The organism is Mycobacteroides sp. CBMA 271 (assembly GCF_009729205.1).
Classification (GTDB): domain Bacteria; phylum Actinomycetota; class Actinomycetes; order Mycobacteriales; family Mycobacteriaceae; genus Mycobacterium.
In genome coordinates, this window is sequence record NZ_VTHB01000004.1 from 189,646 (window position 1) to 204,780 (window position 15,135).

General features: G+C 64.1%; 14 protein-coding genes, 1 tRNA gene and 1 pseudogene. 6 read left to right on the top strand and 10 right to left on the bottom strand.

Annotation, left to right across the window (positions count from 1 at the left end; translation table 11 throughout):
* The first annotated feature begins 208 nt into the window (after nt 1-208).
* Nucleotides 209-742 carry a DUF3145 domain-containing protein gene (locus FZI91_RS12230; protein WP_155939271.1) on the top strand — a complete coding sequence of 178 codons (534 nt, stop codon included), beginning with the start codon at nt 209-211 and terminating at the stop codon, nt 740-742.
* Between the two features lie 19 nt (nt 743-761).
* On the opposite strand, the gene FZI91_RS12235 is transcribed toward FZI91_RS12230, so the two are convergent.
* The 8 genes from FZI91_RS12235 to aceE all read right to left on the bottom strand — a co-directional run bounded on the left by FZI91_RS12235 (nt 762) and on the right by aceE (nt 10,417).
* The gene (locus FZI91_RS12235) at nt 762-1,148 is read right to left on the bottom strand and encodes a hypothetical protein (RefSeq protein WP_155939272.1); all 387 of its coding nucleotides are present in this window, start codon (nt 1,146-1,148) and stop codon (nt 762-764) included.
* Between the two features lie 59 nt (nt 1,149-1,207).
* Nucleotides 1,208-2,041: an alpha/beta fold hydrolase gene (locus tag FZI91_RS12240; protein ID WP_162525589.1), complete on the bottom strand. Its 834-nt coding sequence runs from the start codon at nt 2,039-2,041 to the stop codon at nt 1,208-1,210.
* Nucleotides 2,042-2,045: 4 nt separating this feature from the next.
* Nucleotides 2,046-3,467, bottom strand: a complete 1,422-nt coding sequence (locus FZI91_RS12245; RefSeq protein WP_155939273.1) for an acyl-CoA carboxylase subunit beta — start codon at nt 3,465-3,467, stop codon at nt 2,046-2,048.
* Between the two features lie 30 nt (nt 3,468-3,497).
* On the bottom strand, nt 3,498-4,751 hold the full coding sequence (gene kasA, locus FZI91_RS12250; protein WP_162525588.1) for a 3-oxoacyl-ACP synthase KasA: 1,254 nt from the start codon (nt 4,749-4,751) through the stop codon (nt 3,498-3,500).
* 5 nt (nt 4,752-4,756) lie between these two features.
* Nucleotides 4,757-5,056: a meromycolate extension acyl carrier protein AcpM gene (gene acpM, locus FZI91_RS12255; RefSeq protein ID WP_162525587.1), complete on the bottom strand. Its 300-nt coding sequence runs from the start codon at nt 5,054-5,056 to the stop codon at nt 4,757-4,759.
* Between the two features lie 103 nt (nt 5,057-5,159).
* Entirely contained in the window at nt 5,160-6,080 is a 921-nt protein-coding gene (locus tag FZI91_RS12260; RefSeq protein WP_162525586.1) for an ACP S-malonyltransferase, read from the bottom strand.
* Nucleotides 6,081-6,239: 159 nt separating this feature from the next.
* Nucleotides 6,240-7,520, bottom strand: coding sequence for a CdaR family transcriptional regulator (locus tag FZI91_RS12265; protein WP_155939274.1), 1,281 nt, complete (start codon nt 7,518-7,520; stop codon nt 6,240-6,242).
* Nucleotides 7,521-7,618: 98 nt separating this feature from the next.
* Nucleotides 7,619-10,417, bottom strand: a complete 2,799-nt coding sequence (gene aceE / locus FZI91_RS12270; protein WP_155939275.1) for a pyruvate dehydrogenase (acetyl-transferring), homodimeric type — start codon at nt 10,415-10,417, stop codon at nt 7,619-7,621.
* A 141-nt stretch (nt 10,418-10,558) separates the two neighbouring features.
* On the opposite strand from aceE, the gene FZI91_RS12275 reads away from it, so the two are divergent.
* From FZI91_RS12275 to FZI91_RS12290, 4 genes are all read left to right on the top strand, one after another.
* The gene (locus FZI91_RS12275; RefSeq protein WP_155939276.1) at nt 10,559-11,116 is read left to right on the top strand and encodes a hypothetical protein; all 558 of its coding nucleotides are present in this window, start codon (nt 10,559-10,561) and stop codon (nt 11,114-11,116) included.
* A gap of 92 nt (nt 11,117-11,208) precedes the next feature.
* Nucleotides 11,209-11,634, top strand: a complete 426-nt coding sequence (locus tag FZI91_RS12280; protein WP_162525585.1) for a DUF3052 domain-containing protein — start codon at nt 11,209-11,211, stop codon at nt 11,632-11,634.
* A complete protein-coding gene (locus FZI91_RS12285) occupies nt 11,634-12,095 on the top strand; it encodes a peroxiredoxin (protein ID WP_155939277.1) in 462 nt (153 codons plus the stop codon). The genes FZI91_RS12280 and FZI91_RS12285 overlap by 1 nt, the downstream gene beginning before the upstream one ends.
* A 31-nt stretch (nt 12,096-12,126) precedes the next feature.
* Nucleotides 12,127-12,201 (top strand) — tRNA-Val (locus tag FZI91_RS12290).
* A gap of 371 nt (nt 12,202-12,572) precedes the next feature.
* Here FZI91_RS12290 and FZI91_RS12295 read toward each other — a convergent pair.
* Nucleotides 12,573-13,202 (bottom strand): hypothetical protein, encoded by a 630-nt coding sequence (locus FZI91_RS12295; protein WP_155939278.1) that lies wholly within the window; start codon nt 13,200-13,202, stop codon nt 12,573-12,575.
* A gap of 173 nt (nt 13,203-13,375) precedes the next feature.
* The gene (locus FZI91_RS12300) at nt 13,376-13,786 is read right to left on the bottom strand and encodes a DUF6319 family protein (protein ID WP_155939279.1); all 411 of its coding nucleotides are present in this window, start codon (nt 13,784-13,786) and stop codon (nt 13,376-13,378) included.
* A gap of 557 nt (nt 13,787-14,343) precedes the next feature.
* On the opposite strand from FZI91_RS12300, the pseudogene FZI91_RS12305 reads away from it, so the two are divergent.
* Nucleotides 14,344-15,072, top strand: a pseudogene (locus FZI91_RS12305) (MspA family porin).
* Nucleotides 15,073-15,135: the final 63 nt, after the last annotated feature.

The window sequence follows — 15,135 nt, forward strand, 5'->3', positions numbered from 1 at the left end:
AAGCGTCTGCTCGCACTGGAGAGGTGAGGAGTTCTCTCAAACTCTCAGGAAGCCGTTACCTCAAATTCAGTCTTAGGACTGGCGCAACACGCGCATCACGGGGCACAATGGTGTCACAAGGCACACAGGTGTAATTCAGTAACACGCTCTAGAAGCTTCGCGAGTCGTTGGGGAAGACGTCCTCGTCGAAGACAAAGGAGCACTACGAATGCACGCGTCGCCTCAGTTCGCCGACTCGACAACCGGCGTGGTCTATGTCCATGCCTCACCGGCCGCGGTATGCCCGCATGTCGAGTGGGCTTTATCGTCGACCCTGTCGGCGATCACGTCCGGCCGCACCGCCGACACGGTGAAGCTGCGTTGGCAGGCACAACCGGCCATGCCAGGGCAGCTGCGTGCCGCCACCAACTGGGTGGGCCCGGTCGGTACCGGTGCACGCCTGGCCAACGCATTGCGCTCGTGGCCGGTGCTGCGCTTTGAGGTCACCGAAGATGCCAGCGAGGGCGTCGACGGTCAGCGGTTCAGCCATGTCCCGCAGCTCGGCATGTGGAGCGGCAGCACGAGCGCGAACGGCGACATCATGGTCAGCGAGATGCGGTTGCGCGGATTGATGGATGCCGATCCCGGCAGCATCACTTCCGAGCTGGACACCATGCTGGGCACCGCATGGGATGACGCGCTGGAGCCGTACCGCAGCGGCGGCGACGGCGCCGAGGTCACCTGGCTCCGTGGAGTCGGCTGAGCGAGTCGGGCGGTAGGCCCTAGCTCTTCCCGGCGTTACCGATGAGGCGGCTCGCCAAGAAGCCGGCGTAGGCCAGGCTGCCGAGGGCGCCGGCGATACGTGTCCGGCGGAAGGTCAGCGCTAGTCCGAGCAGCAACTCAGTGAAACCGTTCTGGTAGACCCAGCGGCGAGTGTCCTCCGGGAAGGCGACCTTGGAGATGGACTCGAACGGCTGGGGGGCTACGAAATGTGCGACACCGGTGGCTGCCAGTCCCGCACCGCCCGCACGGAATCCGATGCGGATCATGTTGGCAATAAGGACCGAAAGCCGCTCGAACAGGCTCGGGCCAACCTTCGTCGTCACGAGCGTCGCGGTCGGCTGACCGTCGACAAGTAACTTGAGTGCCTTCTTACGCCGAAGTGCCATGCCCCAGACTCCCTTGTCAATTATGTGAATGAAACGTCACTCTAACAGTATGGGCATGGCTAGGCATCGGCTTGACGGGCAGTGACATCGATGCCGAACGTCTCCACCAGGAAGCTCACGATCGCCGGTGTCACCTTGCGCGGCCAGAACCGCAGGGTGGCCAGTGTTCCAACCGAAATCACCTGCGCACCATCGATATCGACGGCCAGATTGTGTGCGTCGGCAGCCGGATGTAGCGGGTCGGCTGACAGCGAGAGGATCATCGTCGGCGCGCTCACGGCCCGGCGCACTGCACGCGGCGGTGCCATCCGGCCCACGAGCATCCCCCGCATAAAGGCAGCGGACCGCGTTGGTGGGGCGGTCAAAAATTCGCGGAGCAAGCCCAGGGTGGGCTCTTCGGGCTCGGGGAAAGATCGGGCCACCGCGCCGGCCAGCCACACCAGAGGCCGACCGAGCGTGAACAGGGTGAGCCCGGCCGACCACAGATATCCGGCGGCTCCGATGCCCCGCTCCAGGAACGGTCCCTCTAGCAGCAGACCGGCCACCCGCTCGGGCGCCAATGCGGCTGCCTCAACAGAGATATTCGCGCCGATGGAGGTGCCGCCGAGCACCGCCCGCTCCACGCCGAGAGCATCCAGCGCGCCAATGAGCTGACGGCCCAAGGCCTCTGAGGTGTAGCGGTCGGATTCCAGCGGGTGCCCGTCGACGGTGGTGCCGAGCACGTCCAGGCAGATCACCCGAAAACCGTGCTCGGCCAACTCCTTAGCCCAGGCGTGCTCCAGGTAGTGCGAGGTGAGGAAGGCATGGGACAGCACCACAACCCGGTCCCCGGATCCGAACTGCCGATACGCCAGCTGGTGCCCGTCGACCGTGACGGTGGCGGTGCGACCCACGGGTTTACAGCGGAATGTTCTTGTGGCGACCGCGTCGCGAGGGGGCCTCGGCGAGCGCACGGGTGAGCACCGCACGAGTCTGCGAGGGCTCGATCTCTTCGTCGACGACGCCGATCTCGATGGCGCGATCCACGCCACCGGCGATCCGCTCATGCTCCAGGGCCAGCTCCTCGTGCAGCGCCTCGCGCTCCTCGGCGGGGGCGGCGGCCAACTGCTTCTTGTGCAGGATGCCGACGGCGGCCTTGGCGCCCATCACGGCGACCTCGGCCTCCGGCCAGGCGAACACCTTGGTGGCGCCCAGTGAGCGCGAGTTCATGGCGATGTAGGCGCCGCCATAGATCTTCCGGGTCACCAGCGTGACGCGGGGGACGGTGGCCTCACCGAACGCGTGCAGCAGCTTGGCGCCGCGGCGCACCACGCCGCCCCACTCCTGGCTCACGCCGGGCAGATAGCCCGGCACGTCCACGAGAACAATCAGCGGAATGCCGAATGCGTTGCACAGACGCACGAAACGTGCTGCCTTCTCAGCGCTTTCGGAGTTCAGGCAGCCACCGAGCCGCAGCGGGTTGTTGGCCAGCACGCCCACGGACCGTCCGGCTAGCCGGCCCAGGCCGATGACCATGGAGGGTGCCCACTTGCCCTGGAATTCCTCGAACGGATCCTCGGCGTCAAGCAGAGCGTTGACGATGGGGTGCACGTCGTAGGCGCGCTTGGCCGACTCGGGGAGCAGCGCGCGCAGGTCGGTGTGGTCGGCCTCGGCGCGGTTGCGATCGAAAACGCCTTGTTGGCAGAAGAACCCGACCAGCTTGCGGCCGCGGGCGTAGGCATCCAGCTCGTCATCGGCGACGATGTGGCACACACCCGACTTCTTGTGGTGCGCCTCGGGGCCACCCAAGGTGGCCATGTCGACGTCCTCGCCGGTGACACTGCGGACCACATCGGGTCCGGTGACGAATACGCGGCTTTCCGGCGCCATGATGATGACGTCGGTGAGCGCGGGGCCGTATGCCGCGCCGCCGGCGGCGAATCCGACGACGATCGAGATTTGCGGGACGTAACCCGACGCCCGGATCATGGCCTCGAAGACCAGCCCGACCGCGTGTAGCGCCGAGACGCCTTCGGCTAGGCGAGCACCGCCTGAGTGCCAGATACCCACGATGGGGCTCTGCTCCTCGATGGCGGTGTCGTAGGCGTTGACGATGTGGCGGCAGCCCTCAATGCCCATGGCGCCGCCCATGACGGTGCCATCGGTGCAGAAGGCGACGGTCCTGACTCCGTTGACCGTGCCCGCTGCGGCCAGGACACCCGAGCGGTCACGCTCGTGCAGCAGCTCGACGCTGCCGTCATCAAAGAAGGTGTTCAGGCGCAGCAACGGATCGCGCGGATCGAGCGATTCGTCGATGGCCTCGGGAGCCAGGATCGTCATCTTGAGCCTCTCTGGTTCTAAAACTTGGCTTCAGTACTTTCCGAAGGCAAGCGCGACGTTGTGCCCACCGAATCCAAACGAGTTATTGATTGCGTACTTAAACTCCCCGTGACGCGGCTCTCCTGCAACGACATCCAGGTCGATTTCGGGATCAAGGTTGTCAAGATTGAGAGTCGGCGGGATAACACCGTCACGCAGAGCGAGCACAGTCAGCACGGACTCCAAGGCGCCGACGGCACCGATCGAGTGACCGAGCGCCGACTTTGGTGCGTACACCGCGGCGTGCTGCACACCGGCGACGCGAATCGCGTTGGCCTCGGCGAGATCTCCGATCGGGGTGGCCGTTCCGTGTGCGTTGATGTGGTCAATGTCCTTGGGGGACAAGCCTGCTGTCTGGATTGCGCGGGTCATCGCCGCACCGGCACGAACACCGTCGGGGCCCGGGGCCACCATGTGGTACGCGTCGGAGGTGATACCGGCGCCCATCACGCGGGCGATGATCTGTGCGCCACGAGCCTTGGCGTGTTCCTCGGTCTCGATGACCATGAGGGCACCGGCCTCGCCGAACACGAATCCGTCGCGGTCTCTATCGAACGGACGAGAAGCCTTCTCCGGCTCATCATTTCGCGTCGACATGGCACGCATCATGGAGAACGCGGCGATAGGCAGGGCTTCGATCATGCCCTCGACGCCACCGCAGACGACCATGTCGGCGTCGCCCATGACGATCTGGCGCCAGGCGTGCGCGATGGCCTCGGAACCGGAAGAACATGCGGACACGGGGGTGATGACACCCGCGCGGGCGCCGATCTCCAGGCCGACGACCGCGGCGGCGCCGTTGGGCATACACATCTGTACGGCGAGTGGCGAAACCTTGCGAATGCCATGTTCATTCATGGTGTCGTAGGTCTCGACGATGCGCTCGCCGCCACCGAGCCCGGTACCGATGACGACCGCGAGGCGGTCCTTGTCGATGTCGTCGGGCGTGCCGGCGTTCTGCCACACCTGACGGCCTACGAGCAGCGCCATGCGCTGCACGTAGGCCATCCGGCGAAGCTCCAGCCGGGTCATGTGGGTATCGATGGGCTCCTTGAGGTGCCCACCGATCCACACGGGCAGACCGAACTTCTCGACGAATTCGTCCTCGAGAACTTCGATGCCGCTTTCCCCGGCGATGAGTCCCTTCCACGTGCCCTCGATGTCAGGCGCGATAGAGGTCGTTGCGGCGAGAGCCGTCACAACAACATTGGGGAAGCCACCGTTTGCAGTGGAAGGGGTTGTCACTTGTCCTAGCCCTCCAGCTGCGCGCGGATGTTGGCTGCGGCCTCGGGGTTTTCCTGCTCGAGCTTGTCGATGTAGTTCACGACGTCACCAACGGTGCGCAGTCCGGCCAGATCCTCGTCGGGGATCTTCACGCCGTACTTGTCCTCGGTCTGGACGGCGATCTCAACCATCGACAGCGAGTCGATGTCCAGGTCGTCGACGAACGACTTCTCGAGGGTGACCTCGGAGGGCTCGATACCGGTGACCTCTTCGATGATCTCGGCGAGACCGGCGACGATGCGATCTTTTTCTTCTGCGGTGGCCACTCGGTGGCTCCCTTCGGTGTTGTGGACTGCTGATGCAGTCCGATGGCGGAACTCTGTGGGTGAAAAAACGGGCTCCGTTGCCCGGGTACTAAAGATTGGCCGCTTACAACCCGGCCAGGGCGTCGAGGTCTTCAGGAGTCTTCAGCGCGTGGTTCGTTACGCCACGCATCTCGCGCTTGGCAATGCCGGCCAGCGCACCCGACGGCGGCAGCTCGACCACGGCCGAGGCGACGGGGGTGTCGTTGGCCGTCTTGAAGTACTCGGTGCACAGATCCCAGCGCACCGGTGAGGTCATCTGGTTGATCAACTTGTCCATGGCGTCGGTGCCGGAGGCGACGGGGAAGCCATCGAAGTTGGACAGCAGGGTGGTGCACGGTTCGGCCGGTGCGATCGCGGCTGCCGCGGCGGCGTAGGCCTCCTGCGCGGGGGCCATGAAGTGGGTGTGGAAGGCGCCGGCGGTGGCGAGCTGACGGACGCGGGCCTTGGCCGGGGGATCCTCGGCCAGCTTCTCCAGCGCCGTGATGCGACCGGCCGCGACGATCTGTCCGACGGCGTTGCGGTTGGCGGGGACCAATTCGAGGGCCTCCAGGCGCTCCAGGACCTCAGCCTCGTCGCCGCCCAGCACCGCGGACATGCCGGTCGGGTCCAGGGCGCAGGCCTTGGCCATTTCGGCGCCACGGGTGGCGGCCAGGGCGATGGCGTCATCGGCGGAGATGACCCCGGCGATGGCGTAGGCGGCGATCTCGCCGACGGAGTGTCCGGCGACCACAGTGTTCTTGGCGTTGAGGTGACCGCGCTTGGTCAGCTCGTCGTAGGCCAGCAGGGTCAACGCGACGACCAGCGGCTGGGTGATGGCGGTGTCGGTGATTTCCTCGGCGGTGGCGGTGGTTCCCAAGCGCACCAGATCCAGTCCGCTGACCTTCGACCACTGCTCAACCTGGTCGGTGGCACCGGGCAGTTCTAGCCACGGTGTCAGCATGCCGGGGGTCTGAGATCCCTGTCCGGGAGCAAGCAGCGCAATCACATGTTTAAGAGAACACTGTGAAGGCGGGTTTCCGCCGTGTAAGAGAAAATGAATATTGTCTTAAGTATTTGTGGGGTGTTCACAAAAAGTCATCCGATGCGACCCGATCTATACCGTCTCGCAATGTGGAACCTCGCAGGTGACCGGCCAGTAGGCTTTTTAAGCCTTGATTACATTAATTGTGACAGGTGTGACTCCTGGCTCAGGAGTGAAAACCTCGGCATGGTCCTTCGCAAGTCTGCCGACGGTTGCCGCGACTCGCAACACATAGGCATCACGCGGGGACGTTGGGTCTCTTCCGGTGAAATCGGTGATTCGCTTAAGCCGATAGCGCACGGTATTTGGGTGAACAAACAGTGCTCGCGCGCACGCCTCGATGGCGCCCCCGGAATCTAAGTAGGCATCGAGAGTCTCGGTGAGCGCGGGGCCGGCATCGGCGAGCGGACGCATCACTTCGGTGTTGAGCGCCGCGATGGCGGTTTTGTCGCCCAGGAGCGCTCGTTCGGGCAGCAGCTCGCGGGATGACACCGGGCGCGGCGCACCGCGCCAGCCCGACACCGCGTCCATGGCCGAGAGCGCCTCGACGGCACTGGTGTGTGATGCGCTGAGAGTCCCCGCGGTGGGGCCCACCACCACCGGGCCATCGGAGAAGACCTTGATGAGGTCGGCCAGGAACTTGTCGTGGCCGGTGATCGACCCCGACACGATGGTGAGCAGCCTCGTGCCCTGGATGACGGCAAGTGCTCCGCGTCCGTGGCGCTGAGCCACCTCATGCACCAATGTTGTTGCGGTGGCGATGGTTTCCGGCTTCGGGGTGCCGACGACGACCGTCGCCGGCGCGGTGGTGTCCCAGTTCAGGGCCGCCGCCCGCGACAGCATGTCCGGTCCGGTGTCGCCGCGCACGACCGCGTCCACCACCGTCGCCTCCAGCCGTGAGTCCCAGGCCCCGCGGGCTTCGGCGGCCTCCGCGTAGGCGCTGGCGGCCCCGAACGCCAGGTCGCGGCTGTAGCGCAGGATGCCCTCGGTGAGCGTCACCAGCTGTTCGTCATTGCGGGCGAGCAGGGGCAGCACTTCTTCGAAGAACTCCATGGCGGTGCGCACCATGTCGACGGAGTGGCGCAGCGCGATGCGTTTGGCCAGGTCCTGCGGCACCACCTCGAAGGCCTGCATGGTGAAGCCGACCGTGCCCTCGGGGTCGCGTATCCACTCGGTGAAGTTGTTGATCGCCGTCTGGACCACCAGGGCGACGCTGGAGCGCTGCGAGGCCTCCAGGTCGGTGAAGAACGGCAGCCGGTCCTCCATGACGTGCACGGCCTCGGTAGACAGCCGTCCGGAGTACTGCTTGATCCGGTGCAGGAGTGCCTCGGGCACCTCGGCCTTCTCGCGGGGCTGACGGGCCGCGCGAAACCCGCGAGGAGCGGTGGCCGGGTTGTCGGTCATCCCTAAAAACTACACCTGTTTTTTGGCGTGAGCAGACACTTATTGCACGCGCGACCTGCGATTTGGGTGCAACAAGTGCCTGCTTGGCAGGAAGCCGGTTAGGCGCTGCCGGTGTCCTTGAAGGAGACGTCGGCGGCCAACACATCATCGATCCGGTACTGGGCGGCCGCCCTGATCACCACATCTCTGTCGATGGCACCGTCGTCGGCCAGCGCTTCGAGCACCGCGACGACAACCGATTCGGCGTCGGTGTTGAAGTGCCGACGTGCGGCGGGCCGGGTGTCGGACAGGCCGAAACCGTCGGCACCCAATGTCCGGTAGGTCCCGGGCACCCACGGCCGGATCTGCTCGGGTACCGCCCGCATCCAGTCCGACACCGCCACCTTCGGCCCCGGCGCGCCGGCGAGTGCCTTCGCGACGAACGGCGTCGCCTTGGGCTGGTCGGGATGACGCAACGCGTGCTGCTCGATGGCGATGCCCTCGCGGTTGAGCTCGCCCCAGGACGTCACCGACCACACATCGGCCGCCACATCCCACGTCTCGGCCAGCAGGTCCGCCGCGCGCAGCGCATCGGGCAGCGATACCCCGGACGCCAGGATCTGGGCCTGATGCTTGCGCGCCTCGGGAGCCGCCCGGAACTTGTAGATACCGCGCAAGATGCCCTCGGCGTCGACGTTTTCCGGCTCGGCCGGCTGCACGTAAGGCTCGTTGTACAGCGTGATGTAGAAGTACACGTTCTCGCTGTTCTCGCCGTACATGCGCTGCAGGCCGTGCTCGACGATGTGCGCGATCTCGTACGCAAAGGCTGGGTCATAAGCAACCACAGCGGGATTGGTGCTCGCCAACAGCAGCGAGTGCCCGTCGGCATGCTGCAGACCTTCGCCCGTCAGCGTGGTGCGGCCAGCCGTAGCGCCTAGGACGAACCCGCGCGCCATCTGGTCGGCGGCGGCCCACAGGCCATCGCCGGTGCGCTGGAAGCCGAACATCGAATAGAAGATGTACAGCGGGATCATCGGCTCGTCGTGCGTGGAGTACGCGGTGCCCACGGCGGTGAACGTGGCGGTGGATCCGGCCTCGTTGATGCCCTCGTGCAGAATTTGCCCTTGCTGACTCTCTTTGTAGGCCAGCATCAATTCGGCATCCACCGAGGTGTACAGCTGGCCGTTGCGGTTGTAGATCTTCAGCGACGGGAACCACGAGTCCATGCCGAATGTGCGCGCCTCGTCGGGGATAATCGGAACGATTCGGTTGCCAATGTTCTTGTCGCGCAACAGTTCCTTGAAAGTGCGCACCAATGCCATGGTGGTGGCGACTTCCTGCTTGCCTGAGCCCTTCTTCACCGAGGCATAGGTCTCTGAGCTCGGCAGCGTCAGCGGGCGTGACTTGGTGCGACGCGACGGCAGGAATCCGCCCAGGGAGCGGCGCCGGTCCAGCATGTAGCGGATCTCGCGCGCCTCCGGGCCGGGGTGGTAGTACGGCGGCAGGTAGGGGTTCTCTTCGAGCTGCGCATCCGACACCGGAATGCGCTCGCGATCACGGAAGTCCTTGAGGTCCTGCAGCGTCAGCTTCTTCATTTGGTGCGTGGCATTGCGGCCCTCGAAGTGCTTGCCCAGGGTGTAGCCCTTGATGGTCTTGGCCAGGATGACTGTGGGCTGGCCCTTGTGTTCGGTGGCAGCCCGGTAGGCGGCATACACCTTGCGGTAGTCGTGGCCGCCGCGCTTGAGGTTCCAGACCTGGTCGTCGGTAAGGTTTTTCACCAATTCCCTGGTGCGCGGATCGCGCCCGAAGAAATGCTCGCGGACGTACGCGCCGTCATTGGCCTTGTAGGTCTGGTAGTCGCCGTCGGGCGTCGTGTTCATCAGGTTCACCAGAGCGCCGTCACGATCGGCATGCAACAGGGCGTCCCATTCGCGGCCCCACACCACCTTGATGACGTTCCAGCCGGCGCCGCGGAAGAAGGACTCCAGCTCCTGGATGATCTTGCCGTTACCGCGTACCGGGCCGTCGAGACGCTGCAGGTTGCAGTTGACGACGAAGGTCAGGTTGTCCAGACCCTCGGTCGCGGCGATATGTGCCAGGCCGCGCGACTCGGGCTCGTCCATCTCGCCGTCGCCGAGGAATGCCCACACCCGCTGATCGGAGGTGTCCTTGATGCCGCGGTCGCGCAGGTAGTGGTTGAACCGCGCCTGCATGATCGCGTTCATCGGCCCCAGGCCCATGGAAACCGTTGGGAACTGCCAGAAATCGGGCATGAGCCGCGGGTGCGGGTAGGAAGGCAGGCCGCCGCCGGGGTGGCTCTTTTCCTGGCGGAACCCGTCGAGCTGATCGGTGGTCAGCCGGCCTTCGAGGAAGGCACGGGCATAGATGCCGGGGGAGGCGTGGCCCTGGATGAACACCTGATCGCCGCCGCCTGGGTGGGCGCTGCCGCGGAAGAAGTGGTTGAAACCGACCTCGTAGAGGGCCGCCGAGGACGCGTACGTCGAAATGTGGCCACCCACACCGACCCCTGGCCGCTGTGCGCGGTGCACCATGATCGCGGCGTTCCAGCGGATCCACGCGCGGAAACGACGCTCGGTGTCCTCGTCGCCGGGGAACCACGGCTCGTTCTCGGTGGCGATGGTGTTGACGTAGTCGGTGGACGTCAGCGCGGGGATCGCGACACGGCCGGCATTCGCTCGCTCCAGCAGCCGCAGCATCAGGTACCGGGCTCGTGCCGGACCCGACCGGGCCAGCAGGCCGTCGAATGATTCGAGCCACTCGCCCGTCTCATCGGGGTCGATATCGGGCAGATACGACGCGACGCCTTCGCGGATCACCCGGACACGTCCTGGATTCTCGGATGGACTTGGTGCGCTTGAATTTCCGGCCAGATCCTGGCGGGCGAACTCGGTGGTCAACGTTCTGCTCCTTGAGGGGTGGGGGGTGCAGATCACAGTCCCGTGTGCGGGGCACCTCTCATCGTGCCGCAAGTCACTTGCTACTAGCGAGTCTGTTCCAGTCACCAGGCCTATAGCGGTGTCAGCGAGTACCGTCATGACATGCGAATCGCGGCGCTCGTGATGGCCTTTGCGGCCATCGGAGCTGCGGTCTTGGCGGGCTGCACCGTGACCACGGGCGGGCAGGCTTCGGCGCCCAGCGAGTCGGTGTCGGAGTACCGCACGTACGTCTCACAATCCATCGAGACGTCGAAGTCGCAGGAGTCCAAGCGTCAGGAGACCTCACGTGCGCAGGCGATGGCCGATGCGTGCGAGACGTTCGCGATGACCTCGAACGCGGCCGTCAACGCGGGTAATGACTTGATCGCCATCATGAACAACGAGGGCGGTTACGGGTCGGCGGCGGAGAACAAGGTGGGGCCCGTGATCAACGCGCTCAACACCAGCGCCGGACAAATCGACTCCGTCAAGACGCAGGCTCAGACGGACGAGCTACGCGACGCACTGAGCCAGTACGTTCAACAGTCCCAGAAGCTGGCAGGTGCGTTCGACAACCGGCTGAGCGGCAGCAGTCTCAACTCCGTGGTTCGCGCATTTAACGACGCGAGAGAGCACGCGGGGACGCTCTGTGAACCGCTCCTACAGACGAAAGGCAGATAGCGGCTGACAGGGATTGCCATTGGCATGCGACGATGTGAACATTCATCCCACGTGCGCGAGTACGCACTTGTTGACTAAGGAGGGGCCGAACGGTGGTCGCGGCGGCTGACGCCTCGGACTATGCCCGCAAGTTGGGCATCCAGCGCAACCAGCTCGTGCAGGAGCTGGGCTGGGATGAGGACACGGATGATGACATCCGGGCTGACATCGAAGACGCGTGCGGTTCGGAGCTCCTTGTTGAGGACTCCGACGATGTCGTAGATGTGGTCCTGTTGTGGTGGCGCGATGACGACGGCGACCTGGTCGACGCGTTGATGGACGCCATCACTCCATTGGCCGAGGACGGCGTGATCTGGGTGTTGACGCCCAAGACCGGCAAGCCCGGTCATGTGCAGCCCTCGGAGATCGCGGAATCGGCGCCGACGGCGGGTCTGGTGCAGACCTCCTCGGTCAACCTGGGGGACTGGAGCGCGACGCGCCTGGTGCAGCCCAAGTCGTCTCGTGGAGGTAGACGCTGATGCTGCCTGTGGGCACCGTCGCACCCGATTTCACCCTTCGTAACCAAAACAACCAGCCCGTCAGCCTGAGCGACTTTCGCGGCAAGAAGGCTGTGCTGCTGGTGTTCTTCCCGCTGGCATTCACCGGGGTCTGCCAGGGCGAGCTAGATCATGTGCGCGACCACATCGGCGACTTTGAGAACGACAACGTGCAGATCATTGCGCTCTCGGTGAGTGCCGGGCCCATCCACAAGATTTGGTCGAGCTACAGCGGGTTCACCTTCCCGATCCTGTCCGACTTCTGGCCACACGGAGCTGTCGCCGAGGCGTATGGGGTGCTTAACGAGAAGGCCGGGTATCCGAACCGCGGCACGTTCGTGGTGGACGTCGACGGAATCATCCGATTCGCCGAGATGCTGGATCCCGGGCAGGCCCGTGACCAGGGCGGTTGGGTAGAAGCGCTGGCCGCGCTAGATTCGTGAGCTGATTCCCACGTCGGCGACGACGTGAACCGGGCGTGTAGCTCAGTGGTAGAGCTCTGGTTTTACACACCAGCGGTCGGGGGTTCGAAACCCTCCGCGCCCACCAAGAAATGCAGGTCAGACGGCATGAATTTCGCCGTTCAGCATTTTCAACATGTCTTTCACCAATAACGTGGTGAGATGGCCTCGATCAGGAGCACCGCACGCCGGGACGGGATGCCCGTCCACCGGGTGTACTTCCGGCACCAGGCACAGCAGACCTGACTGATATTTGAGGACCTCGCCATGGCTCAGGTGCTCAAGGAGTCCATCGACAAGCTGGGCGTCGACCGAGCGCTGCAGCCGCACCGCATCGACCGTGCACCCAAGGATTTCGCTGAGCTGACCGTGCACGGGTGAAGCTCTACGCCGAGAAGGGGGAGCGGCTGATCGAGTGCCCTCGGTATCGGAGCGCGCCGAGGACAGTACAGCTAGCTCTCAGCGGCCGTAGGCGTCGAAAACAGCGCGGAGACGCGTCAACGCATCCTCTTTTTCGCCGTCCTCTTCGTACCAGCCGTTGGCGACCTGCTCGGCGATTACGGCCTCGGGGGTGAACACCTTCCCGAACAGACAGTCGCCCACCGCGTAGTCGAAGCCGACGTCGTGGCTAAAACCGGTGCCCGTCAACAGGTTGATGCCGTTCTTTTCGCAGTAGGCGATCAGGCCCGCGGCGATATGCCAGATGGTGCCATCAAACCAGAAGACACCGCTGGCGTGCGGGAGGGTGTTCCCGGTGGCTGTCTCGGTCAGGTTGAGGAACTCGTAGTTCTCGGGCTGGTTGGCGACCAGTGCCACCAACTCGTCGGGCAAACCCTGGAAGATTTCGGACTGACCGGCGTAATCGCTGTCGTAGAAGTTCAGCGTGCTCTCGTGCTCGTAGGTCAGCAGCAGGACCTTGCCGTCGTCGGCGAAGAACCACCCCGACGACTGGCCGCCGCCGTCGTTCCACGCATATCGCGTGCCGCCCGGAACGTCAACCGACTCGATGTCGTTCCACTGGTCGATGATCGACGCTCGGCGACGAACCTCTTCGATCGGGGTCCGCTGCAAGTCCTCCCACGCACTCATGGGCGAATCCTGTCACACGCCTGCTGCGCACCACGACGTCCACTGAGTGAAATCAAATTCCGCAGCAGCGCATCGTGATTCGAACGTTTTGATAGGCGACGCGGAGTCTGCGCTACGTGGTGTGCGGTCGGGGGTTCGAAACCCTTGGCGCCCAACAAGATTGGTTGCCTCCCTCAGTCCAGGTTGGAGAGGGCCGTGCGGGCAGCTTCTAGTTCGGCTTCGAGTGCGGCGACCCTGGCGGCCTGCTGGGAGCGCGCCTCTTCGATGATTTCGTCGATCGGGGTGGAGAGGTCCGCATGCAGTTCCTTGGCTGCCCGGGAGACTGCTGCGGCCGCGACCGTGACGTTTCGGGCCAGGAAAGTGGCGCCCTGCTTTAGCTCCGCGCGCCATTCACCATCGGCGGTACCGATGACAGTGAGAGTCAGCTCGACGGTCTTGGCTTTCTTGCTGGCCGCCTTCTTGGCTGGAGCCTTTTGGGGCTGCTCCTCGGCAGAGCGCTCAGTCGCCGCTGCGTCAGGAACCACGACGTCAAGAGCATCGGTGTCGGTGGACGGGGCTTCAGTTACGAGTGTGTCTACAGTCATCGGTGCAGCGATCTCCTTCTGAATCTTCGCCCGCGGTGAGCGGGCCGGTGTTGAACTCATTAGAACATATGTTCTATACCCGGCCAAGCCGGCACCCACAGGTACGAGTTAGCAGGCAAACGTCTCGGCGTCACCTTCTAGCAACCTTTCAGGCTTGCAAAGCTTCCGTCATTTCTGCCTCGTTGCCGGTGGCGACGACCTTTGGTGCAGATCCGGGGCGCCCACGCGACCCGACTGTGGCCGACCGTTGCCGATTGCTGGCTGAAACGTCGTTCGGTATCTAGTTCAATTAGTTTCCTGAAGTCACTGAGGCGTCTCTTCGTACTACTCGGGGTCACTCTAGAAGATTCGCGATCGTGGCCACAGCAATCTATGACGACACGGTCTCGGTGTTGACAAGAGATGGTCTCGCCCGTACATTCTCCGTCATTGCCAGATTGTGGATTCCTCCACTACAGCGCGATAAATGATATTGCCTCGGGGGATGATGTCAACCGGGCGCCCGGTCCATTTGAGCCCGCGGCGTGAGGGGTTACGGGTAGAGGGGTTTGGTTTTCATGAAGTTGCCAGAAATAGCTGGTCGAAGCTGCGTGGCTGGTTTCGCAACATCATCGATGATTGCGGCAGGGATCTTGGTTGGTGCGTCGGGGGCGGTCGCGGATCCGCAGGCAATGCCGGACCAGTACCAGCAGTTCGTGACCGATGATGGGTGGACCGTCGGGTTGACGCTCACCAATGAGGTGATCGATCACATCGACAACATCGCCGGCGCGAGCAACTCTTGGCAGGCGCGTGTCTCGTACCGTGCGGAAGCCACGATCACGGGTGCAGGTGCGGCCGTGGTGCAGGATGCGCAGTTGGAAACGGGGTACTTCGTAGGTTGCCGCACCGACTCCTCGTCGGGGGTGGAGTTGGGCGGCGACCTCGGCCTCACCTTGAGCCAGCAGGTCAATGGTCAGGCGTATGGCGGCGGCTACGGACAAGGTAGTCAGAGCGGTGGCGGTGGCGGTGGTTTCGGCGGTGTCTCCGGCGGAGGCTCACTTGGAGCGCAGGAGCACATCGGCGGCTACATGCGTGTGCTGCTCAAGCCCGGTGGCTTGGCCCAGCTGCCGATGGATCGCATCAACTTCCGGAACATGAAGGCCGTCTCTCAGGTGCGTAACCAGAACGTCGAGGCCGACGGTTGCGGTGGTCAGGTGAAGATTCAGTGATTCGCTACGTTCCGGATTCGCACCGAGAACGGCAACGATACCCAGACCATCTATGGCGAACCCAAGGACCTGTAGTCCTGCTGACGGCGGACGATTCTGTCTGGGCAAGGGCCGCCTGGTGATTTGCAAGGTAACTGA